Here is a 569-nt window from a genome sequence, read left to right as displayed (position 1 = left end):
GGCGTATGGGAACGCCTGCTCGAACTGGTTCAGGACCAACAGGAAGTGGCACTCGGTATGACTTTTCTGGACGGCACAAACATCAGGGCTCACCACAAGGCGGCGGGAGCCCAAAAAAGGGGCCTCTTTCGAAGAGCGAGACCATCGTGAAGCACTTGGCCGCTCTCGCGGCGGCTATGGCACGAAAGCCTGCGTGATCGCTGATGGACATGGAAAAGCCTTCGGTTTTGCGCTGGCTCCCGGACAGGCTCATGAACTGCCTCTGGCACCAGCCATGCTCGACAGCCTTCCCGCCATTCCCCTGTGGGTCGTAGCGGACAAGGGCTACGCGTCGAACGCCTTTCGTGAACGGATATGGGACATGGCAGCCCGGCCGGCCATTCCCGCGAAACGACGCGATGACCCGGTTGCCTGCCCAAAATGGGCCTATCGGTGCCGGCATCTCGTTGAGAACCTCTGGGCTCGCCTCAAGGAGTGGCGCGCGGTCGCAACCAGATATGAAAAAACAGCAACGTCGTTTCTCGCGGTCATCCACATCGCTGCCGCAGCAGACTGGATCAAGCCATAAC

General features: G+C 60.1%; 1 pseudogene. It reads left to right on the top strand.

The annotated features are described in order from the left end of the window. A pseudogene (locus tag AD949_RS00015) lies at positions 1–568 on the top strand (IS5 family transposase); the annotation flags it as partial. Between the last annotated feature and the right edge of the window lies 1 nt (position 569).

The organism is Acetobacter orleanensis, from assembly GCF_001581005.1.
GTDB classification, from domain to species: Bacteria; Pseudomonadota; Alphaproteobacteria; order Acetobacterales; family Acetobacteraceae; genus Acetobacter; species Acetobacter orleanensis.
This window is presented reverse-complemented; position numbering and strand designations above follow the sequence as displayed.